Source organism: Altererythrobacter sp. C41, from assembly GCF_016803135.1.
Taxonomy (GTDB): domain Bacteria; phylum Pseudomonadota; class Alphaproteobacteria; order Sphingomonadales; family Sphingomonadaceae; genus Pelagerythrobacter.
The window spans coordinates 43039-67265 of record NZ_JAEVFE010000008.1 but is presented as its reverse complement, the minus strand read 5'-3'; the positions used below and the strand labels follow the sequence as shown (position 1 = coordinate 67265).

Sequence of the window (24227 nt, the reverse complement as noted above, 5' to 3'; positions counted from 1 at the left end):
TCGGAAGGAAAAAGCCATGCTTTGCCCTTGTCCGCACCGCCTTGCGCTTTACAGGAGGCGCGAGCCGCAACGGGATCGGACCGACGACGCATGACGACATCGACGCACATTCTGCGCCGCCGCCGGTTCCTGCCCCTGTTCGTCACGCAGCTTTTCAACGCGTTCAACGACAATCTCTACAAGACCGCGATGGTCCTGTTCGTGGTCTACGTCGTCTATAATTCGGAAGCCGAGGAGGCGATGTTCAGCGCCGTCGCCTCGGGCGTGTTCATTCTGCCGTTCTTCGTCCTCTCGGCGCTCGCCGGACAGCTTGCCGACATGAGCGACAAGGCGCGCATCGTGCGCGTGGTGAAGGCGTGCGAGATCGGGATCATGGCCGTTGGCGGAGCGGGCCTGCTGATCGCGTGGCAGGACGTCGAATGTGCGGCCGTGGCCGGGCAGTGCCTCGCCCGCCCGCATCCGTTACTGGCCGAGGCAGCGATCCCGCTCCTTCTCGCGGCGCTGTTCGCGATGGGCGTTCATTCGACCTTCTTCGGCCCGATCAAGTACGCGATCCTGCCCCAGCACCTGAAGCCCGAGGAAGTGCTCGCGGGCACCGGGCTGGTCGAGGCGGGAACCTACATCGCGATCCTCTTCGGCACGATCCTCGCCGGCTGGATTCCGGTCGAGGCGGCGGCGGTCGTGGTCTTCGTCACCGCCGTGGTGGGCTATCTCACCTCGCGCCACGTGCCCCCCGCGCCGGCGCAGGGCGAGATCGAGCCGATCGACTTCAACGTCTTCCGCTCCTCCTACGTCCTCGTTCGCAACACGATGCACGATGACCGGGTGTTCCTCGCGATCATGGCGATCAGCTTCTTCTGGACGATCGGCGCGGTGCTGTTCATCCAGTTCCCGCCGCTGGCCAAGAACGTGCTCACCGCCAGCCCGGAGGTCGCGAGCCTGTTCCTGGTGATCTTCTCGGTCGGAGTGGCGATCGGCTCGGTCTCGGTCAACGCGCTGCTCAAGGGCACCGTCTCGGCGCGCTATTCGCCGATGTCGGTGATCGTGATGGCCCTGTTCGTCCTCGCCTTCTACGCGGTCTGCCGCACGTGGATTCCGGCACCGGGGGACACGCTGATGGACGTCGGCCAGTTCATGGCCCAGCCGCTCGCGATACCGCTACTCCTGTGTCTCCTCGGGATCGCCATTGCGGGCGGCATGTTCGTCGTCCCGCTCTATGCCTTCCTGACGACGTTCGTGCCCAAGACGCAGACCGCACGCACGATCGCAGCTAACAACATCGTCAATTCAGGCGCGATGGTGGCCGGCGCCCTGCTCGCCATGGGGCTGAGCGCGGCGGACGTGGCGATCGTGGACCAGCTTCTGCTCAGCGCGGCGATGTGCCTGGTGTCGAGCTGGCTGGGAAGAAAGCTCTACCTCGCCGAATCGCCGGCGAATTGACCGCTCAGGCGATGAACGCGGTCACGCCGACGACACCGCTGACGTAGACTGCCGCGAAAGTCCGCACCTCTTCGAGCGAGGGGCGCCACTGCGACCGATTGGCTGCCGGTCCCTCCTCGACTCGCGTAACGTGCGGCGGCAGTGTCGCGCGGAATGGGTGGCGGGCGGCTTCGTTGGTGAGGACGAGGGATCGGCGCATGGCGACCGATTAACGATTCACTAACCATTCGGCTCCCGCGCCGTGTCGATTGTCGCAGGCCGGGACGGTTTCCCAGCCGCTGCGGCCACCAAAAAAAGGGCCGCCCCTGCGGACGGCCCTTCTTGGAAACGGAGGGATCAGATCTTGTCGCCGAGAGCGCCCTTCACTTCGCCCTTGAGGTTCTGCGCCTCGCCCTTGCGCTCCTGCGCCTTGCCTTCGGCATCGAGCCGGGGATTGCCGGCGACTTCGGCCGCTGCCTGCTTGGCATTGCCCGCGATTTCGTTGCCGATACCTTTGGCCTTGTCCTTGAATTCGCCCATGAGGAACTCTCCTGCTTTGCCTTTGCGGCGGCGGAATTGCACGCCGTCTTGCAAGATCAACGCAAGCGGGAGCGGCTCGGTTCCGTCGGGTTAAGCCCCTGCCATGGAAAGAATTTTCTTCCATTCGGCCGGCCGCACTTCCGACACGGACAGCCGCGACTGGCGGACCAGTTCCATCTCCGCAAGCGCCGGCTCCGCCTTGACCTCCTTCAGAGTCACCGGCCGCGGCAGCTTCTCCTTCGGCTTGACCTTCACTGCCGCCCACTTTCCCTCGGGATCGGTCGGATCGGTGATCCCGGCCACGCTGATCTCGACGATCCCCACGATCTCCAGCCCGATGTTCGAATGGTAGAAGAACGCCTGGTCGCCGACCTTCATCGCGGCGAGGTTGTTCTTCGCGCGGTAATTGCGCACGCCGTCCCACGTCCCCTCGCCTTCTGCGACGAGGTCGTCCCAGCCGTAGACGTCAGGTTCGGATTTCATCAGCCAGTAGCGGGGCACGCAAGCACTCTCCTTCGGATCGTCGAACAGGAACTGCGGCTCGGGATAGCGTCCCGCGCGACGCCTGACCACAGCCGGTGCCGGCCTGGACGGTGTTTAACTTCTTCTTCAATCGGGCCCGATATAGGCTAAACGCGACATCCGGGGGGCGAGGCGGCCGCTGCCGCCGAATCTATGGCCAAGGGCGAGCAGACAGGACAGAAAACTCCGAGCGTCGAGCGCGACCTCGTGGCCATGGGCATCGCGGCCGCGGCGATCATCATGTTCGTCGGCACGGGTGGATCGGTGTTGCCGAAAGCCCTCCGCAACTGGATGGGCACCGGCCCGGCGCCGGACAGCCTGCTCGTCAGTGCGATGTTGCTCAATATCGCACTGATTATCTTCGGCTGGCGCCGCTATGCCGAACTCATGGCCGAGATCGAGCAACGCAAGGCGGCGGAAGAGCGCGCCCGCCTGCTTGCCGAGACCGACCCGCTGACCGGCTGCCTCAACCGCCGCAGTCTTCCTTCTGCGGCCGAAGCGCTAATCGCGCGATGTGCCGACACGGAAAGCGCGGTTGCGTTCGTTATGATCGACCTCGACAACTTCAAGCAGATCAACGACCTGAACGGTCACATGGCCGGCGACAAAGTGCTGCGGGAAACTGCGGGGCGCCTTCGCGCGCTCCTCCCGCACGAGGCGCTCGTTGCGCGCCTGGGCGGCGACGAGTTCGCCTGCGTGCTCCCCTACGATCTGTCGAATCCCGCGCGGGTCGATCGGCTGATACAACGCCTGATCCCGCGGATTTCCGATCCGATCGAAATTTCCGGCCATTCCGCCGAGATCACCGTTTCGGTCGGGATCGCGTCAACCGCGTGCGAACCCTTCGACGGGCGGCTGGAGGCGCAGGCGTTCCTGCACCGCGCCGATATCGCGATGTACCATGCCAAGAAGCGCGGGAAGAACCGCTACTACTGGTTCGAGGCGCAGATGGAGAACGAACTGCGCTTCCGCAACGCGCTCGAAGCGGGCATCCGTTCGGGCCTCGCGAACGGCGAATTCGTCCCCTACTACGAACAGCAGATCGACCTCGAGACCGGCGAGCTCACCGGCTTCGAGATGCTCGCACGCTGGAACTCGCCCAATTTCGGGCTGGTTTCGCCCGACGTGTTCATTCCGATCGCAGAGGACATGGGCGTCGTCGCGCTCCTGTCCGAACAGCTCATCGAACGCGCGCTCCAGGATGCACGGCAATGGGATCCGGCATTGACGCTGTCGGTCAATGTCTCGCCGCTGCAGCTCAACGATCCGTGGTTCGCCCAGCGCATGCTCAAGCTGCTGGTGAAGCACAACTTCCCGCCGCAGCGGTTCGAGATCGAGATCACCGAAAGCTGCCTGCACGAGAACGTCGCGCTGGTTCGCTCGATGATCCTCAGCCTGCGCAACCAGGGCATCAGGATCAGCCTCGATGATTTCGGCACCGGGTATTCGAGCCTTGCCCAATTGCGGTCGCTGCCGTTCGACCGGATCAAGATCGACCGCAGTTTCGTCAGCGAGATGGGGGAGGACGGCGACGGATCGAAGATCGTCGACGCCATCGTCTCGCTCGGCGAAGGGCTCGGCATGCCGATCACCGCCGAGGGGATCGAGGACGACGCGGTCCTTGCGCGCCTGCGCGAGTTGGGCCAGCTCAAGGGTCAGGGGTATATCTACGGCCGTCCGGAAACGATCGAACAGGTTCGCGAACGGCTCGGCGCGCTGGGGCGCCTGAGCGACGACGGCGACGCGCCGAACGCCGCCGAGGCCATGAGCAAGAGCGCCTGACACTGGACGCGCAGCCATGCGGCGCATAGATGCGCCGACGATGCGCGTTCCCTTCGTCAAGATGCACGGTCTCGGCAACGACTTCGTCGTGCTCGATGCGCGCGGCGAGCACCTGCCCGCCATGACGCCCTCGGTTGCTGCGGCCCTGGCCGACCGGCGCACCGGGATCGGGTGCGATCAGGTGATCCTGCTCGAGCCTTCGGAAGCCGCCGATTTCCGCATGCGCATCTTCAATTCCGATGGCGGCGAGGTCGAGGCCTGCGGTAATGCCTCACGCGCGGTGGCGCTACTCCACGGATCCGAAGCCTCCGTCGAAACGGCAGGCGGCACGATCCGGGTGCAGCCGGCGACCGGCGGCGCAAGCGTCGATATGGGCGTACCGCGCTTCGACTGGGAGGAGATCCCGCTCGCCTACGCGATGGACACGCTGACGATGCCGGTCGGGTGGGACCCGCTCGAGAGCCCGACGGCAGTGAACGTCGGCAATCCGCATGTCGTGTTCTTCGTCGAGGATACCGACGCCGTGCCGCTGGACACGTTGGGTCCGGAGATCGAGCGCGACCCGCTATTTCCCGAGCGCGTGAACGTGAACGTGGCGACGGTGGAGAGCCGCCGGAGCATTCGCCTGCGCGTGTGGGAGCGTGGTTCAGGCCTGACCCGCGCCTGCGGCACCGGCGCATGCGCCACGGCCGTCGCGGCAATGCGCCGCGGACTGGTCGAGCGCGAGGTCGAGGTGCAACTGCCCGGCGGCGCGCTGACGATCGGCTGGGGCGAGGACGGCCGGATAACTATGACGGGCCCGGCGGCCGAGGCCTACCGCGGCAGCTTCGTGTGGGACGATTTCGCATGAGCGCAGGCCCCGAGGTGATCTCGCTCGGCTGCCGTCTCAACATCGCCGAGAGCGAGCGCATTCGCGCCATGCTCGCAGGCGAGCACGACGTGGTCGTGGTCAATAGCTGCGCCGTCACCGCCGAGGCTGTCCGCACTACGCGGCAGGCCATCCGCAAGGCACGCCGGGAGCGACCCGACGCGCGCCTGCTCGTCACCGGCTGCGCGGCGGAGGTCGAGCGCGAACAGCTCGCCGCCATGCCCGAGGTCGACGGGCTTGTCGCGAATACCCGCAAACTGGACCGGCGGGCCTGGAACGCGCCCGAGCGCGCGCCGCCTGTCCCCGTGCGCCGCACCCGCGCCTTCGTCGCGGTTCAGAACGGATGCGATCATAGCTGCACCTTCTGCGTGATTCCGCAGGGTCGCGGTCCGAGCCGTTCACTGACGATTCCGCAAGTCCTCGCAGAAATCGAGAGCCATCTGACACAAGGCGCACCGGAAGTGGTGCTGACTGGCGTCGATGTGACCTCCTGGGGCCACGACCTGCCCGGACGCCCTTCCCTTGGCCGCCTCATACAGGCGATCCTGGAGACGTTCCCCGAGCTCCGCCGCCTGCGCATGTCCTCGCTCGACGGCATCGAGATCGATCCGCTGCTGGTCGACCTCTTCGCCGGCGAGCCGCGGCTGATGCCGCACCTGCACCTCTCCCTGCAGCACGGCAACGATCTGATCCTCAAGCGCATGAAGCGCCGCCACTCACGCACCGATGCGGTGGAGCTGGTCGCGCGACTCAAGCGCGCGCGCCCCGAGATCGCGATCGGCGCCGACCTGATCGCCGGCTTCCCGACCGAGGACGAGGCGGCGCACATCGACAACCTCTCGATAGTGCGTGAGCTCGCGATCGTTCACGGCCACGTCTTCCCCTACTCTCCGCGCCCCGGCACCCCGGCGGCGCGAATGCCACAGGTCGAGCGCGCCGCGATCAAGGCCCGCGCGGCCGAGCTGCGCGCCGAAGTTGTCCGCACGCGGGACGCCTGGCTGGACACGCTCGTGGGCGCCCCACAATCGGTGCTCGCCGAAAACGACGGCACCGGCTATGCGCCCCACTTCGCCCGCGTGGCCGTGCCCGAAGGCGCCGCGCGCGGCACGGTCGTGACAGTCACCCCCCAGCGACACGAGAAAGGCCTGCTCTCATGAGCGAGACGAGCTGGAGCGAGCGGCTCTTCGGCGGTTTCCGCAAGACCTCCGAACGCCTTTCGACCAACCTGACCGGCGTGGTCGGCACCGCGCGGCTGGACGATGCGACGCTTGACGACGTGGAGGATGCGCTGATCCTCTCCGATCTCGGTCCCTCCGCCGCGGCCCGCATCCGTGCGCGACTGGCGGAGAAGCGCTTCGGCCTCGAGATCTCCGAGCGCGAACTGAAGGAAGCCGTGGCCGAGGAGATCGCGGCGATCCTGCGCCCAGTAGCCAAACCGCTCGAGATCGTGGCCTTTCCGCGTCCGCAGGTGATCCTGGTGATCGGCGTCAACGGCAGCGGCAAGACGACCACGATCGCCAAGCTCGCACACTGGCTCCAGGAAGAGGACTACAACGTCATGCTCGCGGCCGGCGATACGTTCCGGGCGGCGGCGATCGGGCAGCTCGCCACCTGGGCGGAGCGGATCGGTGCGCCGATCGTGCGTGGGCCGGAGGGGGGCGACCCGGCCTCGATCGTGTTCGACGGGGTCAAGGCGGCGACCGAGCAGGGCATCGACGCTCTGGTCGTCGACACGGCCGGCCGGCTGCAGAACAAGCGCGAGCTGATGGACGAGCTGGCGAAGATCCGCCGCGTCCTCGGCCGCCTCAATCCCGAAGCGCCGCACGACGTGGTGCTGGTGCTCGATGCGACCAACGGACAGAATGCCCTCAGCCAGATCGACGTGTTCAGGGAAGTGGCGGGCGTGACCGGCCTCATCATGACCAAGCTCGATGGCACCGCGCGCGGCGGCGTGCTCGTCGCCGCGGCCGAGCAGTACGGCCTGCCGATCCACGCGATCGGCGTGGGCGAGAAGATCGACGACCTGCGTCCGTTCGACCCCGACCTCGTCGCGCGCGTGATTGCGGGAGTGGCGTGATGGCAGACGACGCGAAGCCGAAGAGCGGCTGGCTCAACATTCTGGTCGATTACGGGCCGCTGCTCGTATTCCTCGCAACCTACAAGTTCTACGCGCCGGAAGAATCCAGCCCGCTCGGCGAAATCGCGGCGGTCATCCGCGGGACGATCGCGTTCATGGTCGCGGCAGTGGCCGCGCTGGCTTTCTCCAAATGGAAGTTCGGCCGCATCTCGCCGATGCTGTGGCTCTCGACCGCGCTGATCGTCGGCTTCGGCGCGCTGACCATCTGGTTGCGCGACGAAAGCTTCATCCAGATCAAGCCGACGGTAATCTACCTTCTGTTCGGTCTCGCGCTGATCATCGGTTGGCTGCGGCGGCGCGCCCTGCTCGAGATCCTCCTCGGCGCCGCGTTCGAGGGACTGGACGAGCAAGGCTGGCTCAAGCTCTCGCGCAACTGGGGCCTGTTCTTCTTCGCCCTCGCCGCGCTGAACGAAGTGCTGCGGGCGATGCTGTCGTTCGAGAGCTGGCTCTGGGCCAAGCTCTGGGTCTTTCTGCCGCTGAGCTTCCTCTTCACCTTCACGCAGATTCCGATGCTCCTGCGGCACGGTCTGGCGGCGGAAGGGGTGACGGAGGAAGAGCAGACCCCGCCTCCGACGGCCTGACTATCCTCATCGGGAAAGCTGTCCCCCTGCGGAGGCAGGAGCCCATCGGCGGTGCAACAGGGGATAGCGCCAGCGGGATCACCGCCTTCGCTGGGATGACGGCGGTGCTTAGATCGTGGGCGGCCGCGCCCTAGATTTCGACCTGGCTGCCCAGTTCGACCACGCGGTTGGACGGCAGGCGGAAGAACTCCATTGCGGTCGCTGCGTTGCGCAGCATCCACGAGAAGATCTTCTCGCGCCAGATCATCATGCTCGGGTTCTTCGACGGCAGTAACGTCTGACGGCTGAGGAAGAAGCTGGTCTGCATCATGTCGAAGTCTCCGCCGCAGTGATGGACCTTCTTGAGGGCCGCCGGCACGTCGGTCTCCTCCATGAAGCCGTAGCGCAGCACCATGCGATAGAACCCGTCGCCCAGATCGTCGAACTGGGTCCGGAACTCGGGATCGACGTAGGGCTCCTCCGCGATCTCGACGGTCAGGATCACGACCCGCTCGTGCAGGACCTTGTTGTGCTTGATGTTGTGGAGCAGCGCGGAGGGCACACCAGCCCGGGTCGAGGCCATGAAGATCGCCGTGCCAGGCACGCGGATCGCGCTGTTCATCGCGGACTTTGCGAAGATCTCGATCGGCAGCGCCACCTCGCTCATCCGGTCGCGCATCAGCTTGCGGCCGCGCGCCCAGGTGGTGAGGAAGGTGAAGGCGATCGCCCCGATCAGCAGCGGGAACCAGCCACCGTCGGGCACCTTGGTCAGGTTGGCCCCGAAGAACGCGCCGTCGACCACGAAGAACAGCGCTGCGGCCGGGATCACGATCCAGATCTTCCAGCGCCATACCGCAACGAACAGCACCGCCATCAGGCAGGTGTCGATCAGCATCGCACCGGTCACCGCGATGCCGTAGGCACTCGCAAGGTTGGACGAGTTGCCGAAGGTGAGCACGAGTACGATCACCGCGATCATCAGCACCCAATTGACGAACGGGATGTAGATCTGTCCCTGCTCGGTCTCGCTGGTGTGCAGGATCGAAAGGCGCGGAACGTAGCCGAGCTGGATCGCCTGATGCGTGACCGAGAAAGCGCCGGTGATCACGGCCTGGCTCGCGATTACGGTGGCGCAGGTCGCGAGCAGCACGAGCGGCAGGCGGTAGGCTTCTGGCGCCATGAGGAAGAACGGGTTCTGGATCGCCTCGGCCGCAGCCGCGGCTTCGAGGCCCATGATCATCGCCGCCTGGCCGAAATAGTTGATCAGCAGGCATGGCATGACGAAACCGAACCAGCCGATCCGCAGCGCGCCGCGTCCGAAATGACCCATGTCCGCGTAGAGCGCCTCGGCGCCCGTGACCGCGAGAACCACCGAGCCGAGCGCAAGAAACGCAAGCAGCTTGTCGGTCATGAAGAACTGCACCGCATACCACGGGTTGAGTGCGACCAGGACGCCGGGGTTCTGCACGATCTGGATCAGGCCCAGAACCGCAAGAACCGAGAAGTAGGTGATCATCACCGGCGCGAAGAGCTTGCCGACCCGAGCCGTACCGCGCCGTTGGATCAGGAACAGGCCAACGAGCAACACGAGCGCGATCGGGATGACGAACGGCTGGAAACGGGCCTCGACCGTGGTCAGACCCTCGACCGCCGAGAGGACCGAAATCGCCGGGGTAATCATGCTGTCGCCGTAGAACAGCGCGGTCGCGAAGACGCCGAGCATCACGGCAACCCAGCCGTACCCCTTGCGTCCCATTCGGCCCGAGATGAGCGCCACGAGCGCGAGGGTGCCCCCCTGCCCCTTGTTGTCGGCGCGCATCATGATCGTGACGTACTGGAGCGAGACGATGATGGTCATCGACCAGAAGATCAGGCTCAGCACGCCCAGCAGGTGCAGCGTGTCGAGCGCGAGCGGGTGCGGGCCGGCGAACGTTTCGCGAAAGGCGTAGATCGGGCTGGTGCCGATGTCGCCGAAGACGACCCCGATCGCACCGACCACCAGCGCCGCCTTGGGCGATGGTGCGCCATGCCGGCGTGCACCGGCGTTTTCCGGTGGGGAATCCTGTGTGGAGGAAAGTTCGCTCATAGAAACGGCGTTCCCGAAATGACCCGGTGCTGCCTGGATAGCGGCCTGTTGCAGGGCGGCGGCGCTTAGCACCCTCCTTTCGCAGCTGCAACATGCACCGCGCTTGCGCCTACTGTGCCTCCACTGCCGCGATCAGCGCATCGAGCCTCTCGAGACGTTCCTGCATCGGCGCGACCCATTCCGCCCCCTCGGGCGCGTCGTCGATCGTCTGCGCCCACAAGGCCCGCGTATCGTGCGGACGGCCCACGCGCAGCAGGGCGAGGCCGTGGAAGTACGGTGCGGCCGGGTGCCCGGGCGCCGCCTGCTCCGCCCGAGCGTAGGCGTAGACTGCTGCCGGAGTGAGATTTCCGTCCGCATGCTCGATCAGCGCATTGCCGAGCGCGACCCAGGCTTCGGCGTGCCCCGGGTTCTCCCGCACGACTCCGCGGAGCATCTGCGCTGCGTCGGCATATTGTCCGCGCCGGGCGAATCCGTCGGAGACGAGGACGAAGTCGCTCGCCTGCATCGTCGAATCGAACATCGCGCGGCGCGCTTCGATCATCGCCGCGCTGGTCTCGTCCGGCTCCGGCACCGCGGCCGTGGGTGCGGCGGGCATGTCCGGGCTCGCCTGAAAGGCATAGCCGGCCAGGCCGAACAGCAGCGCCGCGCCGAACGCCGCCCAGCCCGCGCGCGGCAGGCGCAGCGCGAAGGCAGCGATCAGGAACAGCGCGCCCGCCAGCGCGATCGCGGGAAGCCAGCTCATTGCGCCCTCCGCAGACGCCGCCAGAGAATCGCCCCCGCTCCCGCGAGCAGCAGCAGCGGGATCGCGAAGAGCGGCCAGGTGGTTTCGCTCACCACCGGCGCGTAGCTGACGTAGTCGCCGTAGCGTTCGACCAGCCAGGCGCGGATCGCCTCGGGCTCCTCACCCGCCGCGATCCGCGTGCGGACCTGATGGCGCATGTCGCCCGCCATCGCCGCATCGCTGTCCGCGATCGACTGGCTTTGGCATGTGAGGCAGCGCAGCGTCTCCATCAAGGCCTGCGCCGCGGCTTCCTTCGCCGGATCCTCGAGCTGGCGATAGGCGTAAGGCGCTGGCGGAAGCGATTGCTGGGCGGCCAGCGGTACTGCAAGCAGACACGCCAGAAACAACGCCATCCCCCGGCTGGAAAGCGTAAGGCTCATTCCCCCGCCTCCCGCAGCTTCTCCAGCAGGATCGGCACGTGCTCGGCGCGGATGTCGCCGATGTGCTGATAGCGGATCACGCCCTTGCCATCGATCACGAACGTCTCGGGCACGCCCGAGGACCCGATCGCGAGCTGGACCTGCGAAAGATCGTCGGCCCCGATCCGGGTGTAGGGATTGCCATGCCGCGCCAGGAACGCCGCGACGTCCTCGGGCCGATCGCGAATGGCGATGCCGACGATCTCGACGCCCTCCTGCTTCAACTGATCAAGCTGCGGCGCTTCGGCGATACATGGCAGGCACCAGCTCGCCCAGATGTTCAGCAGACGCGGCTTGCCATCCTGGAAATCTGCGGTCGAAACGCCGGACATTCCCTCGATCGCGGCAGGGAGTTCGAATGCGGGCAGCGGCTTGCCGACCATCGCGCTCGGCACGAAGTCGTCCTTCGGCTGCGTGAGCTGGTATGCCGCCACGCCCAGAAAGCCGGCGAAGAGCATTAGCGGGATCCACCACCACCAGCGCATCAGACGGCCTCCTCCCCGCGCCGCTCTGCGATCCGCGCAAGGACGGCGCGGCGCCGAAGGTCGTCGATCACTCGGCCGATCAGCGCGAGAGCGCCGCCCAGCGCCACCAGCATGCCGCCGTACCAGATGAAGGTTACGAACGGCTTCCACCACAGGCGCAACTGCCACCGCCCGGCGCCGGCTTCGCTGCCCACTACCGCGTAGAGCTGGCCGTTCCAGCGCGTCGCGAGCGCGCTCTCGGTCGTCTCCTGCGGCGGCGCCCAGAAGCTGCGCGATTGCGGATCGAGCTCGATCGGATCGCCGCCGGCGTAGCTGGCCAGCAGGTGACCTTCGATCGCAGTCCAGTTCGGCCCCGCGGCAGGCAGGACTTCGGAGAGCGCGACTTCCCACGGGCCCACTTGCGCCGTCTCTCCGATGGCAACTGCAGCGAGCCGCTCCTCGGAAAAGGCGCTCTCGCTCGCCATGCCGAACAGCGCGACCGCGAGCCCGAAGTGCGCGAGCACCATGCCCCATACAGCCAGTGGCACGCGCGTGAGCCTGCGCCCGCGCAGCGGCAGGAAGCTGGCAACCGCGAGCCCCACGGCGATCGCAAGGCCGAGCAGCGGCAGGACGCTTATCTCACCCAGCGCAAGTACCGCGGCGAGCGCCGCCAGCATGATCGCGCCGATCAGGATCAGCGGACGCCGGATCCGCTCGATCGAGTCGCGCCGCCAGCGAAGCAGCGGACCGACGGCCATCACCAGCAGCATCGGAACGGCGAAGATCGCGCCCACCGGGTTGAAGTAGGGCGGCCCCACCGAAACGCGCACGTCGAACGCCTCGGTCAGCAACGGATAGAGCGTGCCGAGCAGCACGATGCCCAAGATCGCGCTCAGCATCACGTTGTTGAATACTAGGGCGCCCTCGCGACTGGTGACGGAGAACCGCTGCCCTTCGCTCACCGTGCCCGCCCTGAGGGCAAACAGAGCCAGGGCGCCACCGATGTAGAGGGTCAGAAGCGCGAGGATGAAGCTGCCGCGCTCCGGGTCGACGGCGAAGGCGTGGACGCTCGTCAGAATGCCCGAGCGCACGAGGAACGTGCCGACCATGCTCATCGAGAAGGCGATGACGCCGAGCATGATCGTCCACGCGCGCAGCGCGTCGCGCGCGGCAAGCACGCTGGCGGAGTGGAGCAGCGCCGTCGCCGCGAGCCAGGGCATGAGCGATGCGTTCTCGACCGGGTCCCAGAACCACCAGCCCCCCCAGCCCAGCTCGTAATAGGCCCAGTAGGAACCCGCGGTGATGCCGAGCGTCAGGAACACCCAGGCCCCGAGCACCCAAGGCCGCATCACGCGCGCGAACTCGGGCGTGACCTGCCGTGTTACCAGCGCGCCGACCGCGAAGCTGAATGCGACCGAGAGGCCGACGTAGCCGAAATAGAGCGTCGGCGGATGGAACGCGAGGCCGATGTCCTGCAGCAGCGGGTTGAGCCCCAGCCCCTCGATCGCAGGCTGCGGCAATCGCTCGAACGGATTCGAGCTGACGATCAGGAACGCGTAGAAGCCGAGCCCGACGAAGGCCTGCGCGGCCAGCGTGGCAAGCATCGTCTTTTCAGGCAGGCGCCGCTCCACCAGCGCGATCAGCGCGCCCGAGAGCGCCATGACGGCGACCCACAGCAGCATCGAGCCTTCGTGGTTGCCCCATGCCCCGGCGAGCTTGAAGATCATCGGCTTGGCCGAATGGGAGTTGGCCGCGACCAGCTTCACCGAAAGATCGGTGATCGCGAACAGCCACAGCAGCATCAGGAAGGCGAACGCGCAGACGATCCCCTGGATCACCGCCGCCGGCCGCACCAGCGCCGCAGCGCCCTCCCCGCCCGGACGCTGCGCCATCGCGCCGGCATAGAGCTGCAAGGCAGCAAGCGCTGCCGCAAGCCACAAGGCGGCCAGGCCGAGCTCCGCAATCACGCCCCGCCCTCGATCTCGTCCTCGGTCTCGGCGACGACTTCGCGCTTCTGATGCTCGGTCATCTCCTGCAACTCGCGCGGGACGTAGTTCTCATCATGCTTGGCCAGCAGATTGTCGGCGACGAATGTGCCGTCGGACGCGAGACGTCCTTCGGCCACGACGCCCGATCCCTCGACGAACAGGTCCGGCAGGATGCCCGCGAAGCGCACCGGCACCCGCGCCTTGCCGTCGCCGACCACGAAAGCGACGGTCACGCCGTCGGGCAGCGTGCGGATCGAACCTTCCTCGACCATGCCGCCGAGCCGTACGGCGCGGTCAGGTTGGGGCGGCTCGGCGACCATCTGCTCCGGCACGTAGAAATAGCTCGCCTGATTGCGCAGCGCCCAGGCGGCCAGCAGGCCCGCCCCGACCAGCGCGACGAGCGCGATGACGACCAGCACGAGCCGCTGGTGCTTCGGTTTGAGCGCGCTCACTTGCGGCGCGCCTCCTCGCGGCGGCGCTCGGCGCGCTTCATGTCCCACCAGGCCCACGCGACCAGGGCCAGCGTCGCAACGATACCGACGGCATAGGCCGCGATCACGAAGTCCCACTGGTCGAGCGCTTCACGCATCACGCCGCCTCGCTCGCCTTGCGCCGCAGCCGCGCCTCGGCCTGGATGTCGCCCAGCAGCGCGCGCATCCGTGCGAGCACGACGCCGCCGAAGATCAGCGAGAAGCCGAGCACGGCGATCAGCAGCGGCACGAGGAACTCGGCATCTATCGCGCTCTTGCCCGCTGTGATGCTCGGCGGCTGGTGGAGCGAGTTCCACCACACGACCGAGCGGTTGATGATCGGAATGTTGATCGCACCGACGAGGCCGAAAATCGCCGGAATGCGGCTCGACCCGCCTTCGCGCGCGACGGCCTGTGCCAGCGCGATATAGCCGAAGTAGAGGAACAACAGCACCAGCATCGAGGTCAGCCGTCCGTCCCACACCCACCAGGTGCCCCAGGTCGGGCGGCCCCAGATCGATCCGGTGGCGAGGCACACCGCCGTGAATATCATCCCCGGCACGGCCGCCGCCCGCGCTGCGAGGTCGGCGAGCGGATGGCGCCAGACCAGATAGACTCCGCTCGCTATGGCGATCGCGGTCCAGCCACCCATGCCGAGCCAGGCAGTCGGAACGTGGAGGAAGAGGATGCGCACCGTTTCGCCCATCAGCCGATCGGGCGGCACTACGAACAGACCCCACACCAGCGCCGCGCCGGCGAGCACGAGCCCGCTCAGGAGCAGCAGCGGGGTCAACCAGCGCGCAAGCGACAGGAACCTCTTGGGATTGGCGAAGCCGTGCATCGATGACATCCGTACGCCGCGCGCAATGGCAGGCCGCGCCCTTGGGGGCAAGGGATTCGCGAAGGCCGCCCGAGAATGCTGCCCCGGAGATCGCAGGGGACCGTCACAAGCTCGCCGTCATCCCAGCGAAAGCTGGGATCGCTGGCCGCAATGTCCGACCTGATGGCACCCGATCCCAGCTTTCGCTGGGATGACGAGGGAGATGGGAGGCGGGAGCAGAAGCGCTGCCGGAGCGGCGGGTACAGCCCCGCCCTCAGCGTCCGATCAGCTTCTGCGCCATGCGGTCGGCGACGACGTCGGGCGAGACGCCGCTCGCATCGCTCTCCTGCCAGATCTCCTCGAGCCGGCCTGGGATCTGCGCGATGCGCTTACGCACCTCGTTGATGTCGCACGGTGCGCTGTTGCGGCGCGCGAGATATTCGAGCGTCACGCTGATGATCCCGCCTGCGTTGATCACGTAGTCGGGCGCATAGAGAATGCCGCGCTCGGCGAGCATCTGGCCATGATGCGCGCGGGCGAGCTGGTTGTTCGCCGCGCCGGCCACGATCGACGCGTCGAGCCGCGCGATTCCCTCGTCGTCGAGAATGGCGCCCAGCGCATTGGGGCTGAACACGTCGCAAGAAACGCTCATGATCGCGTCGGGCGCGGCGGTTTCGGCGCCGAGTTCGTCAGCGAGCGCGGCGGCGCGGTCCATGTTGATGTCCGACAGGGTCAGCTTCGCGCCGTCCTTCGCCAGCAGACGCGCAACGCCCCCGCCGACGCTGCCCGCGCCCTGAACCGCGACGTGGACGCCGCTCACCGAATCCTTGCCCAGCTTGTGACGCACCGCGGCCTTGATGCCGTGGTAGATGCCCATTGCCGTGAAGGGGCCCGGGTCGCCGCCGGCAGTACCCTCGCCCTCGACCGGGAGGCCGGTAACGTACTGCGTGCGCCGCGACACCGCGACCATGTCCGCCTCGCCGATGCCGACGTCTTCCGCCGTGACATAGGCGCCGCCCAGCGCATCGACCGCGGCCCCGAAGGCCTCGAGCATCTCGGGCGTCTTGGTCCGGTCCTTGCCGGCGAGGATCACTGCCTTGCCGCCGCCCATCGGCAGACCGGCCATGGCGTTCTTGTAGCTCATACCGCGGCTCAGCCGCAGCGCGTCGCGCATGGCGTCCTTCGGGTCGGCATAGTGCCAGAAGCGCGTGCCGCCGGCGCCGGGGCCGAGGTGCGTGGAGTGGAGCGCGATGATCGCGGTCAGCCCCGTTGCGCGATCGCGCACGAGCTGAACGAGTTCGTGATCGTCGTAGTCCGGTTCGGTCCAGAATGCCGTCATTTCAGGAAGAAGTCCCACTGCCAACCGACGGCGAAGATTGGGGAAAATGGGGCGATCGACGGGATCCGAACCCGCGACCTCCGGTACCACAAACCGGCGCTCTAACCAACTGAGCTACGATCGCCACATGCCCCGGCCCGTTATCGAACCTGCCGTGCAAGCGGGGCTGATACGCCCCTGCGCCACACGGTCAAGCCGCGAACGGCGCGGGCGCGGGCCTGTTGCATAAGGATGCTCGTTTGGGAAGCGAAATCTTCGCCCTTCGCCGGCAAACGCAAGATTCTTTCGCTGCCATTCGGAGACCGGCGCCGTCGCCGCCGACTTCGGCCGGTTCAGAGCGAATCCCCATGCTGTGCGAGGCCGCGCGCTAGTAAGCGGAAGACCGAAACGCGAGAAGGGCGGCCCGACCGGACCGCCCTTCCCTTTTTCGCCATCCCAGCGACAGCCGGGATCGGACACTACGACTACGGCGCGCCGACGCGCACCATGTCTCGCGTCACTTCTTCTTGAGGCTGAGCCCGCCGAAACGCTTGTTGAACGCAGCCACGCGGCCACCTTCGTTGACGAGGCGCTGGTTGCCGCCGGTCCAGGCCGGATGGCTGGTCGGATCGATGTCGAGCGTCAGCGTATCGCCTTCGCTGCCCCAGGTGGAGCGCGTCTGAAACTCGGTCCCGTCGGTCATCTTGACGGTGATCGTGTGGTAATCGGGATGCGTATCGGCCTTCATGGCGTGATGTCCTTTGCATATGACCGGTTCCGACCGGCCGGCAATGTCGGGAAAGCGGCGCCCTTAAGGCGCTGCGAGCGATTTGGCAAGCCGTTCCCCTCCCGCTCGCGGAAGGCGGGTCAGTCGCTCGGCGGATCGGCGACCATCGCCGTGAACTCGGCTTCGGAGGTGGTCTTGCCCTCCACGCTGGCCCTACCCTTGAACTTGTAGACCCGGCTGCGCTTCTGGAGGAACTCGACTTCCAGGTCGAGCAGGCACCCCGGCGTCACGGGCGCACGGAACTTGGCGTTCTCGATCCCCATGAAATAGACCAGCTTGCCCGTACCCGCGAGTTCGAGGGTCTCGATGCCGAGGATCGCGGCGGCCTGCGCCAGCGCCTCGATCTGGAGCACGCCGGGCATGATCGGCGCGCCGGGGAAATGCCCCTGGAAGAAATCCTCGTTGAAGGTCACCGCCTTCACCGCGTGTATCCGCTCGCCGAGGTCGATCGAATTGACCCGATCGACCAGCAGAAGCGGATAACGGTGCGGCAGGGCCTTGAGCACCTTGCGGATGTCGTACGGCTGCGCGCCCGATTCCTCGCTCATCGCCCTGCCTTCTTCGTCTTACGAATCAACGACCGGTCGGCTGCTGCTGTTGCTGCGCCGGCTGCGCGCCCTGGGCAGCCTGCGCCGCGGCCTGCTGCTCGCGAATTTCGCGCGGCACCCAGCCCTGCGGCGGCGTGATCTGAACGCTGGGCAGCAGCGTGTTGAGTTCGTTCAGCACGTCCTGCGTGAGGTTGTGCTGCGCGCCGGCGAAGATCACCTGGCCCGTCGTCGCGTCGAGGATCAGCGAGACGTTCTTCTTCTGCGCGGCGGCCTGCACCGCCTCGTCCAGACGGTCCTCGATCTGTTCCTGCGTATAGGCGCGGCTCAGCGCGACCGGCGCCAGGATCTGCTGCAGTTCGCGCTGGCCCGACTGCTCGATCTGCTGGATCTGAGCGGCCTGCTGCTGCAGCGCCTGCTGGTCCGGGCTGGCGGCCTGGCGGTCGGTGTTGAACTTCTGCACCATCGGCGTGAGCTGCGTTTCGAGCTGCTGGCGGCGTGCCTCGGCCTGGTCGATCTGCGCCTTGTAGGTCGTCTGGCGCTGCTGTTCCGCCGTCTGGTAGGCGTTGGAATTGGCGATAACGGCCGGAAGGCTGACGACGCCGACGCCGCGGGCGTCCTGCGCCGCAGCCGGCGCCGCGAGGATCATCGGGGCCGAAGCCGCCGTGAGCATGAGACCGGCCGCGAAGACCGGCTTGAGAAGGTTCTTCATCAGAATTGGGTTCCTACGTTGAAAGTGAAGGTCTTCGTGTCGTCGCCCGGCTCCTTTTTGAGCACGTGGGCGAAGTCGATGCGGAACGGCCCGAAGGGCGAGTTCCAGTTCACGCCGATGCCGACCGAGATACGGGGGCTGGCGGTATCGCCCAGGAAGACCTCCTGGAACGGGTTCGCCACCTTGTACATCGCCGGATCGTTCGGATTGCCCGCGGCATCGGTCGGATCGGTGGTCGTCTTCGTCTCGTCGGTCGGATCGATGAAGAGCGGATCGCCATCGCCGTTGCGCAACTGGCGCTGGACGCCGTCGGGGAATGGCGCGCTCTGGAGTATCGGACGCGTCACATTGAACAGCGCGCCGACATCCATGAAGATCGAGGGCCGCAGACCCATTTCCCGCGCGCCGGAGCCGAGCGGAATCTCGAGCTCGGCACGGCCGAGGTAGTAGGCATTGCCGCCCAGGGCGTCATCCCCAACCCGGTCACGGTCCGTGACCACGACCGGATTGCCATCCTCGTCGGCCTCGATCGGCTGGCGCAGCACGCGCGGGCCGACGCCGCGGATGTCGAAGCCGCGCATCTGCGGCTCGCCGAGGAAGAAGCGGTCGGTCAGGCGCACATCGTCGACGCCCGGGCCGCGGTCCTCGAGCCCCTTGATGAAGCCGCCTTCGGCCGACAGCGAGAAGATGAACCCGCTGAAGACGTTCCAGTACTTCGCGCCCTTCGCCCGGAAGCGAAGATACTTCACGGAGCCGCCGAGCCCGGCATATTGGGTGCTCAGCGAGAAGTTGTGCCCGCGGGTCGGCCGGTAGCGGTTGTCGAGCGTGTCGTAGGCGATGGTCAGGCCAAGGATCGAGCTCGTGCGCTTGCCCAGCGCCTCGCACAGATAACGGCCGGCGAGGACGGGGTCGCACTCGGTGATCCCGTCGCCGTCGATGTCGCTGAAGTAAGTGAACTCGTCGAGTGAGACGTTGTCGTAATTCAGCGTATAGCTGCCGATCGCCGACATGTATTCGGTCAGCGGTACGCCGGCACGAACTTCAAAGCCGGTCGTCGACTGCTCGAACGTGCGGTTGCGGTCGTTGTTGAGGAAGTTGAAGCTGTTGTAATCCTTGCGGTAGATGTCCGCGCCCATCGAGATGTTGCGGTCGAATACGTAAGGCTCGGAAAAGCTCAGCGCGGCCGAACGCGAGTAGCGCGACCAGTTGACCGAGGCACCGACCGTCTGGCCGCGGCCGCGGAAGTTGCGCTGGCGGATCGAGCCGGCGAGGATGAAGTTCTCGATCGACGAGAAGCCGGCCGAGAGCTGCAGTTCGCCAGTCGGCTGCTCCTCGACGTTCGCCTCGAGGACGATGCGATCGGGGGCGCTGCCCTCCTTCTGCTCGATCTCGAAGTTTTCCTGGAAGTAGCCGAGCGAATTGATGCGGTTGCTCGAGCGCTTGACCTGAAGCGAGTTGAACGCGTCGCCCTCCGCCACGCGGAACTCGCGGCGGACGACCTTGTCCTGCGTCAGCGTGTTGCCGTTCACGTCGATCCGCTCGACGTAGACGCGCGGCGCCTCGCGCAGGACGAACGTCACGTCCATCGTGAGGTCTTCCTGGTTGCGGACGAACTGCGGCTGCGCATCGGCGAAGGCGTAGCCGAAGGTGCCGGCGAGCTCGTTGAGCTGCTCGACCGTGTCCTCGACCAGCTTCGCATTGTACCAGTCGCCGGTCTTCATCGGCAGGTTCTGCGTCATCCGCTCGCTGTCGAAGTCGCGGATCTGGCTGTCGACCGAGACGTCCCCGAACCTGTAGCGTTCGCCCTCTTCGAGGACGTAGGTGATGATGAAGTCTTCCTTGTCCGGCGTCAGCTCGGCGACGGCGGAGACGACGCGGAAGTCGGCGTACCCTTCGGTCAGGTAGAACTGGCGGAGCTTCTGCTGGTCGAACGCCAGGCGGTCGGGGTCGTAGCTGGTGTTCGAGCTGAAGAAGCGGAAGAAGCGCGCTTCCTTGGTGACCATCTCGCCCTTGAGTTCGCCATCGTCGAACTCCTCGTTGCCGAGGATGTTGATCTGGCGGACCTTCGACTTGGGCCCTTCGCTGATCTCGAACACGACATCGACGCGGTTCTGGCTTAGCTCGACCGTCTTCGGCTCGACCGAGGCGGCGAAGCGGCCCTGGCGCTTGTAGAGCTCGATGATCCGCGCGGTATCGGCGCGGACTTTGGAGCGCGTGAAGATCTGGCGCGGCGCGAGGCGGATTTCGGGCAGGATCTTGTCGTTCTTGATCCGCTTGTTGCCCTCCAGGATGATGCGGTTGATCACCGGGTTCTCGGTAACCTCGATCACCACGTTGCCGCCGTCGTTGCGGACACTGGCTTCGGAGAACAGCTCGGTCGCGTAGAGATCCTTCAGCGCCTGGTCGGCTAGCGCCTGGGTGTAAGTGTCGCCCGCGCGCATCTGGATATACGAAAGGATCGTCGCGGGCTCGAGCCGCTGCGCGCCGACCACGCTGATCGAATTGATCGTCGGACCCTGCGGCGCCGCGGCGGGCGCAGGCTGCGTGGTCGTGGCCGTGGTTGCTGGCGGAGGAGCGACTACGGGCTCGGGCCGATCGGTTTCCGGCGCGGGAGCCGGTGTTTCGGGCACCGGCTGCTCGGGCTGCGTCTCGGGAGCCGGTTGCTGCGGCATCGTTTCCGGCACCGGAGCGGGGGCCGGTCCCACCTGCGCCAGCAGCGGCGCAGGAACGCCTGCCAGCATGGTGCCGCAGAGCAGGGCCAGCGCGAAGCCGGTGCCGGTCTTGCCGAATGCGCCGGCGGCTTTCTCGCGTTCAATCATCGACACGGCGATCCCGTCCAATCCTTACCAACTGCACCACTGGGCCGCTGCCCAAAGCATCGGAGCGACGGCGAATGCCGCCCTTGCCCGATGCCGTGCCCCCAATCAAGCAAAGGAAGGAACCATTCCCCCGCGCTTTTCCGCCCCCAGGTCCGGTCAGCTCCCGAATATCGGCAGCGAAACCAGATCGTTGATCGTGACGAACACCATCAGCGCGAGCACCACCGCAACGCCGGTGCGGAACGCCAATTCCTGTCCGCGCGGGCCGACCGGCTTCCGGCGGACAGCCTCTGCCGCGTAGAAAGCCAGATGACCACCGTCCAGCGCCGGAATTGGCAAGAGGTTGATGAATGCCAAATTAAGCGAGATCAACGCGATGAAGTTGATGAAAGCGAGCGGACCGAGGCTCAGCTGCTCACCCGAATACTTGGCGATCTTGATCGGCCCGCCGAGTTCCCGGACCGAGCGATCTCCGGAGACGATCTGCTTCACCCCGGTCACCATCATATGCGCGATGCCGATGCTGTGATCGACGGCCATGGCGGTCGCGGCGATCGGGCCCTGCCGCTCGAATTCGAATTCCGCCTGCGCAGGGCGGATGCCGAGCAGGCCGATCTTCGACGTGTTGCCGAACCCGTCGGTCACCTGGTGGCTATCCGCGGTCACTCTGATCGGCAGGCGCTGCCCATCGCGGTCGACCACGATCTGGAACGTGCGCCCCGGGTAGAGCATCACCGCGTCCTGAATGTCGCGGAAATCATTCATCCGCTCGCCGTCGATCGAGACGATCCGGTCGCCGACCTCGAAACCCGCCTCTTTCGCCGCAGAGCCCTCCGAGAACTCGGCGACCGTGAGTTGACGGTCGGTCTCCACCGGCACCGGATTGCCGACGACCATGAAGAACGCCGCGAAGATCGCCAGCGCAACCAGAATGTTCGTCGCCGGCCCGGCGAACACGATCAGCGCGCGCTGCCACAGCGGCTTGAAGTGGAAGGACCCGGCGCGCTCGTCCTCGGGGATCGCGGCGATCTTCTCCGGATCGGGAATGCTCGCCGGGTTCATGTCGCCCTTGAACTGGACGTAGCCGCCCAGCGGCAGAGCGGAAAGCTTCCACCGCGTGCCGCGGCGATCGGTCCAGCCGGCGAGTTCCTTGCCGAAACCGACCGAGAAGGCCTCCGCCTGCACGCCGAACAGGCGCCCGACGAGGTAGTGACCGAACTCGTGGATCGTGATCAGCGGCCCAAGCACCAGCAGGAAGCCGACGATGTACATCCAGAATGAAGGCGAATCAGCCAATTGGCGTAGTCTCCAGCAGCTCGCGAGCCCGCCTGCGCGCCTCGGCATCGACACCGAGAACGTCGTCCAGGCTCGAAGGTGCCATGGGGGTATAACGTTCGAGAGTTTGCTCGACCACTAACGCGATCCGCGTGAACGCCATCTGACCGGCGAGGAACGCGGCGACCGCGATCTCGTTGGCCGCGTTGAGCACGGCCGGCGCCGCACCGCCGGCATGCGCGGCCTCGCGCGCCAGCCGGGTCGCGGGAAAGCGCACTTCGTCGAGCGCCTCGAACGTCAGCGAACCGAGCGCCGCGAGGTCGAGAGGTGCGCACGGCGTGTCCATCCGCGCGGGATATGCGAGGCACGAGGCGATCGGCACGCGCATGTCGGAGGGGCCGAGCTGCGCCAGGGTGGAACCATCGCGGTACTCGACCATCGAATGCACGACGCTCTGCGGATGGACGACGATGCGCAGCGCCTCGAGCCCGACCGGGAACAGGTGATGCGCCTCGATGAATTCGAGCCCCTTGTTCATCATCGTCGCCGAATCGACGCTGATCTTGGCCCCCATGCTCCAGTTGGGATGCGCCACCGCCTGCGCGGGCGTGGCAAGAGCGAGCTGCTCCGCCGTCCAGGTGCGCAGAGGGCCGCCGCTGGCGGTCAGCGTAATCGTGCGCACGTCCTCGATCCTGCCGCCCTGGAGGCACTGGAAGATCGCGTTGTGCTCCGAATCGACCGGCAGCAGCGTGGCGCCATGCTCGGCGACGGCGGCGGTCATGACGTCGCCTGCCGAGACCAGCGCTTCCTTGTTGGCGAGCGCGATCGCGCCGCCGCGGCGGATCGCCGTCATCGTCGGGCGGAGGCCGGCACAGCCGACGATCGCCGCGACCGTCAGATCCACCGGCCGCGAGGCGGCTTCGCACAGCGCCGCCGACCCGCCGGCAGCCGCGACGCTCGACCCGGCCAGCGCCTCGCGCAGATCGCTCAGGCAGGCTTCGTCGCCGACCACCGCGATCTCGGCCTCGAATTCGCGTGCGAGCGCCGCGAGCTCACGCGCGCTGCAATTGGCTGTCAGCGCCACCACGCGCCATTCGTCGCGGTTGCGGCGCACGAGGTCCAGCGTCGAAGCGCCAACCGAGCCGGTCGCGCCGAGAATGGAGATCGAGCGTGTCAATTGGCGATGCTCGCCGCAAGCATGCCGACCGCGATTGCCACGGGCAGCAGCCCGTCCACCCGGTCGAACACGCCGCCGTGGCCCGGGATCAGGTGGGAGCTGTCCTTCACGCCCGCGCGCCGCTTGAGCCAGCTTTCGAAGAAGTCGCCAGCCTGCGCCAGAACCGCGAGCCCCGCGCCAAGCAGCGCGGCGCCGCCGAGGTTCTGCGCATCGAGATCCAGGCCGAGTTCGAAGCGCGGGCCCAGCCATGAAACGCTCGAATCGATCGCGACCACCCACAGCACGACCCACAGGGCCGAGGCGGCCATTCCGCCCAGTAGCCCGGCCCAGGTTTTCGACGGGCTCACGCGCGGTGCGATCTTCGGTCCGCCGATGGCGCGCCCGGTGAAGTAGGCGCCGGTGTCGGTGAAGATCGTGACGCCGAGCACGAGCACGATCAGGAAGTCCGCCGCCCCGACCAGGATACCGGCGGCCATGCCGATGTAGAGCGCACCCGCAATCAGTGCGGCGAGCCGGTAGGGCACGTTCGCCGTCGCGCGGGATACGAGCACCACGAACTCTGCGAAGCAGACCAGCGCGACGATACCGACGAACAAGTCGAAGACCCGCCCACCCTGCCAGAACGCGGCGCCTGCGACCGCCAGCATGACCACTGCCGAGGCCAGACGCACCGGCAGGTCCGCGCTGCGGGTCCTCAGCGGAACGGGTTCGCTCTCACCAGTCATCGCTCTCCTCGCT

At 66.7% G+C, this 24227-nt stretch carries 25 protein-coding genes and 1 tRNA gene; 6 read left to right on the top strand and 20 right to left on the bottom strand.

Features of this window, described 5'->3' with window-relative positions; genetic code table 11:
- The first annotated feature begins 90 nt into the window (after positions 1-90).
- A complete protein-coding gene (locus tag JNO53_RS12955; RefSeq protein ID WP_203111990.1) occupies positions 91-1440 on the top strand; it encodes an MFS transporter in 1350 nt (449 codons plus the stop codon).
- 4 nt (positions 1441-1444) lie between these two features.
- Here JNO53_RS12955 and JNO53_RS12950 read toward each other — a convergent pair whose 3' ends face one another.
- The 3 genes from JNO53_RS12950 to JNO53_RS12940 form a co-directional block, all read right to left on the bottom strand.
- On the bottom strand, positions 1445-1639 hold the full coding sequence (locus tag JNO53_RS12950) for a hypothetical protein (protein ID WP_203111988.1): 195 nt from the start codon (positions 1637-1639) through the stop codon (positions 1445-1447).
- A 137-nt stretch (positions 1640-1776) separates the two neighbouring features.
- The gene (locus JNO53_RS12945; RefSeq protein ID WP_203111986.1) at positions 1777-1959 is read right to left on the bottom strand and encodes a CsbD family protein; all 183 of its coding nucleotides are present in this window, start codon (positions 1957-1959) and stop codon (positions 1777-1779) included.
- A gap of 90 nt (positions 1960-2049) precedes the next feature.
- Positions 2050-2442, bottom strand: coding sequence for an EVE domain-containing protein (locus JNO53_RS12940; protein ID WP_203112104.1), 393 nt, complete (start codon positions 2440-2442; stop codon positions 2050-2052).
- Between the two features lie 192 nt (positions 2443-2634).
- Here JNO53_RS12940 and JNO53_RS12935 point away from each other — a divergent pair, with 192 nt between their 5' ends.
- From JNO53_RS12935 to JNO53_RS12915, 5 genes are read left to right on the top strand one after another with little or no spacing between them, the layout of a single operon-like run.
- Positions 2635-4263 (top strand): putative bifunctional diguanylate cyclase/phosphodiesterase, encoded by a 1629-nt coding sequence (locus JNO53_RS12935; RefSeq protein WP_203111984.1) that lies wholly within the window; start codon positions 2635-2637, stop codon positions 4261-4263.
- Between the two features lie 40 nt (positions 4264-4303).
- Complete coding sequence (gene dapF / locus JNO53_RS12930) at positions 4304-5113, top strand: diaminopimelate epimerase (RefSeq protein WP_203111982.1); 810 nt, start codon at positions 4304-4306, stop codon at positions 5111-5113.
- Positions 5110-6288 (top strand): MiaB/RimO family radical SAM methylthiotransferase, encoded by a 1179-nt coding sequence (locus JNO53_RS12925; protein WP_203111979.1) that lies wholly within the window; start codon positions 5110-5112, stop codon positions 6286-6288. The genes dapF and JNO53_RS12925 overlap by 4 nt, the downstream gene beginning before the upstream one ends.
- Entirely contained in the window at positions 6285-7208 is a 924-nt protein-coding gene (ftsY, locus tag JNO53_RS12920) for a signal recognition particle-docking protein FtsY (RefSeq protein ID WP_203111964.1), read from the top strand. Before JNO53_RS12925 ends, ftsY begins: the two co-directional genes overlap by 4 nt.
- A complete protein-coding gene (locus JNO53_RS12915; protein WP_203111961.1) occupies positions 7208-7849 on the top strand; it encodes an inner membrane-spanning protein YciB in 642 nt (213 codons plus the stop codon). Before ftsY ends, JNO53_RS12915 begins: the two co-directional genes overlap by 1 nt.
- Positions 7850-7979: 130 nt before the next feature.
- On the opposite strand, the gene JNO53_RS12910 is transcribed toward JNO53_RS12915, so the two are convergent.
- The 17 genes from JNO53_RS12910 to JNO53_RS12830 all read right to left on the bottom strand — a co-directional run bounded on the left by JNO53_RS12910 (position 7980) and on the right by JNO53_RS12830 (position 24214).
- Positions 7980-9914, bottom strand: coding sequence for a potassium transporter Kup (locus JNO53_RS12910; protein WP_203111958.1), 1935 nt, complete (start codon positions 9912-9914; stop codon positions 7980-7982).
- A 109-nt stretch (positions 9915-10023) separates the two neighbouring features.
- Positions 10024-10656 carry a tetratricopeptide repeat protein gene (locus tag JNO53_RS12905; RefSeq protein ID WP_203111955.1) on the bottom strand — a complete coding sequence of 211 codons (633 nt, stop codon included), beginning with the start codon at positions 10654-10656 and terminating at the stop codon, positions 10024-10026.
- Complete coding sequence (locus JNO53_RS12900; RefSeq protein WP_203111951.1) at positions 10653-11075, bottom strand: cytochrome c-type biogenesis protein; 423 nt, start codon at positions 11073-11075, stop codon at positions 10653-10655. The genes JNO53_RS12905 and JNO53_RS12900 overlap by 4 nt, the downstream gene beginning before the upstream one ends.
- Positions 11072-11599, bottom strand: coding sequence for a DsbE family thiol:disulfide interchange protein (locus JNO53_RS12895; protein WP_203111948.1), 528 nt, complete (start codon positions 11597-11599; stop codon positions 11072-11074). Before JNO53_RS12895 ends, JNO53_RS12900 begins: the two co-directional genes overlap by 4 nt.
- Positions 11599-13545 carry a heme lyase CcmF/NrfE family subunit gene (locus JNO53_RS12890; protein ID WP_203111945.1) on the bottom strand — a complete coding sequence of 649 codons (1947 nt, stop codon included), beginning with the start codon at positions 13543-13545 and terminating at the stop codon, positions 11599-11601. Before JNO53_RS12890 ends, JNO53_RS12895 begins: the two co-directional genes overlap by 1 nt.
- Positions 13542-14018, bottom strand: a complete 477-nt coding sequence (gene ccmE, locus JNO53_RS12885) for a cytochrome c maturation protein CcmE (RefSeq protein WP_203111941.1) — start codon at positions 14016-14018, stop codon at positions 13542-13544. Before ccmE ends, JNO53_RS12890 begins: the two co-directional genes overlap by 4 nt.
- On the bottom strand, positions 14015-14155 hold the full coding sequence (locus tag JNO53_RS12880) for a hypothetical protein (protein ID WP_203111939.1): 141 nt from the start codon (positions 14153-14155) through the stop codon (positions 14015-14017). Before JNO53_RS12880 ends, ccmE begins: the two co-directional genes overlap by 4 nt.
- Positions 14155-14877 (bottom strand): heme ABC transporter permease CcmC, encoded by a 723-nt coding sequence (gene ccmC, locus JNO53_RS12875; RefSeq protein WP_203111936.1) that lies wholly within the window; start codon positions 14875-14877, stop codon positions 14155-14157. Before ccmC ends, JNO53_RS12880 begins: the two co-directional genes overlap by 1 nt.
- Before the next feature lie 253 nt (positions 14878-15130).
- Complete coding sequence (locus JNO53_RS12870; RefSeq protein WP_203111927.1) at positions 15131-16195, bottom strand: Leu/Phe/Val dehydrogenase; 1065 nt, start codon at positions 16193-16195, stop codon at positions 15131-15133.
- A gap of 47 nt (positions 16196-16242) precedes the next feature.
- Positions 16243-16319 (bottom strand) — tRNA-His (locus JNO53_RS12865).
- 372 nt (positions 16320-16691) lie between these two features.
- A complete protein-coding gene (gene rpmE / locus JNO53_RS12860) occupies positions 16692-16922 on the bottom strand; it encodes a 50S ribosomal protein L31 (RefSeq protein ID WP_203111925.1) in 231 nt (76 codons plus the stop codon).
- Between the two features lie 119 nt (positions 16923-17041).
- Complete coding sequence (gene fabZ, locus JNO53_RS12855; RefSeq protein ID WP_203111923.1) at positions 17042-17509, bottom strand: 3-hydroxyacyl-ACP dehydratase FabZ; 468 nt, start codon at positions 17507-17509, stop codon at positions 17042-17044.
- A 25-nt stretch (positions 17510-17534) separates the two neighbouring features.
- Positions 17535-18218 carry an OmpH family outer membrane protein gene (locus JNO53_RS12850; protein ID WP_203111921.1) on the bottom strand — a complete coding sequence of 228 codons (684 nt, stop codon included), beginning with the start codon at positions 18216-18218 and terminating at the stop codon, positions 17535-17537.
- Positions 18218-21037, bottom strand: a complete 2820-nt coding sequence (bamA, locus tag JNO53_RS12845; RefSeq protein ID WP_238401907.1) for an outer membrane protein assembly factor BamA — start codon at positions 21035-21037, stop codon at positions 18218-18220. The genes JNO53_RS12850 and bamA overlap by 1 nt, the downstream gene beginning before the upstream one ends.
- 156 nt (positions 21038-21193) lie before the next feature.
- A complete protein-coding gene (gene rseP, locus JNO53_RS12840; RefSeq protein WP_238401899.1) occupies positions 21194-22333 on the bottom strand; it encodes an RIP metalloprotease RseP in 1140 nt (379 codons plus the stop codon).
- Positions 22326-23489, bottom strand: a complete 1164-nt coding sequence (locus JNO53_RS12835) for a 1-deoxy-D-xylulose-5-phosphate reductoisomerase (protein WP_203111918.1) — start codon at positions 23487-23489, stop codon at positions 22326-22328. The genes rseP and JNO53_RS12835 overlap by 8 nt, the downstream gene beginning before the upstream one ends.
- A complete protein-coding gene (locus tag JNO53_RS12830) occupies positions 23486-24214 on the bottom strand; it encodes a phosphatidate cytidylyltransferase (protein ID WP_203111904.1) in 729 nt (242 codons plus the stop codon). Before JNO53_RS12830 ends, JNO53_RS12835 begins: the two co-directional genes overlap by 4 nt.
- Positions 24215-24227: the final 13 nt, after the last annotated feature.

Excerpts from the sequence above, each read along its gene's own strand:
- JNO53_RS12955 (WP_203111990.1), top strand. The coding sequence starts at position 91 with ATGACGACATCGACGCACATTCTGCGCCGCCGCCGGTTCCTGCCCCTG.
- JNO53_RS12950 (WP_203111988.1), bottom strand. The coding sequence starts at position 1,639 with ATGCGCCGATCCCTCGTCCTCACCAACGAAGCCGCCCGCCACCCATTC.
- JNO53_RS12945 (WP_203111986.1), bottom strand. The coding sequence starts at position 1,959 with ATGGGCGAATTCAAGGACAAGGCCAAAGGTATCGGCAACGAAATCGCG.
- JNO53_RS12940 (WP_203112104.1), bottom strand. The coding sequence starts at position 2,442 with ATGAAATCCGAACCTGACGTCTACGGCTGGGACGACCTCGTCGCAGAA.
- JNO53_RS12935 (WP_203111984.1), top strand. The coding sequence starts at position 2,635 with ATGGCCAAGGGCGAGCAGACAGGACAGAAAACTCCGAGCGTCGAGCGC.
- dapF (WP_203111982.1), top strand. The coding sequence starts at position 4,304 with ATGCGCGTTCCCTTCGTCAAGATGCACGGTCTCGGCAACGACTTCGTC.
- JNO53_RS12925 (WP_203111979.1), top strand. The coding sequence starts at position 5,110 with ATGAGCGCAGGCCCCGAGGTGATCTCGCTCGGCTGCCGTCTCAACATC.
- ftsY (WP_203111964.1), top strand. The coding sequence starts at position 6,285 with ATGAGCGAGACGAGCTGGAGCGAGCGGCTCTTCGGCGGTTTCCGCAAG.
- JNO53_RS12915 (WP_203111961.1), top strand. The coding sequence starts at position 7,208 with ATGGCAGACGACGCGAAGCCGAAGAGCGGCTGGCTCAACATTCTGGTC.
- JNO53_RS12910 (WP_203111958.1), bottom strand. The coding sequence starts at position 9,914 with ATGAGCGAACTTTCCTCCACACAGGATTCCCCACCGGAAAACGCCGGT.
- JNO53_RS12905 (WP_203111955.1), bottom strand. The coding sequence starts at position 10,656 with ATGAGCTGGCTTCCCGCGATCGCGCTGGCGGGCGCGCTGTTCCTGATC.
- JNO53_RS12900 (WP_203111951.1), bottom strand. The coding sequence starts at position 11,075 with ATGAGCCTTACGCTTTCCAGCCGGGGGATGGCGTTGTTTCTGGCGTGT.
- JNO53_RS12895 (WP_203111948.1), bottom strand. The coding sequence starts at position 11,599 with ATGCGCTGGTGGTGGTGGATCCCGCTAATGCTCTTCGCCGGCTTTCTG.
- JNO53_RS12880 (WP_203111939.1), bottom strand. The coding sequence starts at position 14,155 with ATGCGTGAAGCGCTCGACCAGTGGGACTTCGTGATCGCGGCCTATGCC.
- ccmC (WP_203111936.1), bottom strand. The coding sequence starts at position 14,877 with ATGCACGGCTTCGCCAATCCCAAGAGGTTCCTGTCGCTTGCGCGCTGG.
- JNO53_RS12870 (WP_203111927.1), bottom strand. The coding sequence starts at position 16,195 with ATGACGGCATTCTGGACCGAACCGGACTACGACGATCACGAACTCGTT.
- rpmE (WP_203111925.1), bottom strand. The coding sequence starts at position 16,922 with ATGAAGGCCGATACGCATCCCGATTACCACACGATCACCGTCAAGATG.
- fabZ (WP_203111923.1), bottom strand. The coding sequence starts at position 17,509 with ATGAGCGAGGAATCGGGCGCGCAGCCGTACGACATCCGCAAGGTGCTC.
- JNO53_RS12850 (WP_203111921.1), bottom strand. The coding sequence starts at position 18,218 with ATGAAGAACCTTCTCAAGCCGGTCTTCGCGGCCGGTCTCATGCTCACG.
- bamA (WP_238401907.1), bottom strand. The coding sequence starts at position 21,037 with ATGATTGAACGCGAGAAAGCCGCCGGCGCATTCGGCAAGACCGGCACC.
- JNO53_RS12830 (WP_203111904.1), bottom strand. The coding sequence starts at position 24,214 with ATGACTGGTGAGAGCGAACCCGTTCCGCTGAGGACCCGCAGCGCGGAC.